Source organism: Shewanella sp. CAL98-MNA-CIBAN-0140 (assembly GCF_040309905.1).
Taxonomy (GTDB): Bacteria; Pseudomonadota; Gammaproteobacteria; order Enterobacterales; family Shewanellaceae; genus Shewanella; species Shewanella psychromarinicola.
Genome location: NZ_JBEOPI010000119.1, coordinates 1 through 306, shown reverse-complemented (window position 1 = coordinate 306; position 306 = coordinate 1). Strand labels below are relative to the sequence as shown.

Here is a 306-nt window from a genome sequence, read left to right as displayed (position 1 = left end):
AATGGCTCCCCAGACTGGACTCGAACCAGTGACATACGGATTAACAGTCCGCCGTTCTACCAACTGAACTACTGGGGAATTGATTATTACTAGTATCAACTTTTGTAATTACTAATATTTGAAATGGCTCCCCAAACTGGACTCGAACCAGTGACATACGGATTAACAGTCCGCCGTTCTACCAACTGAACTATTGGGGAAGCGTATTATTTCAAATTTGTTATCTCGATGGCTCCCCAAACTGGACTCGAACCAGTGACATACGGATTAACAGTCCGCCGTTCTACCAACTGAACTATTGGGGAA

3 tRNA genes are annotated in these 306 nt (G+C 44.1%); all 3 read right to left on the bottom strand.

The features are described 5' to 3' along the window. Window positions 1–2 precede the first annotated feature (2 nt). Window positions 3–78 (bottom strand) — tRNA-Asn (locus AAEY93_RS20430). Between the two features lie 46 nt (window positions 79–124). Beyond that, window positions 125–200, bottom strand: a tRNA-Asn gene (locus AAEY93_RS20425). A 29-nt stretch (window positions 201–229) separates the two neighbouring features. After that, window positions 230–305 (bottom strand) — tRNA-Asn (locus tag AAEY93_RS20420). Window position 306 lies beyond the last annotated feature (1 nt).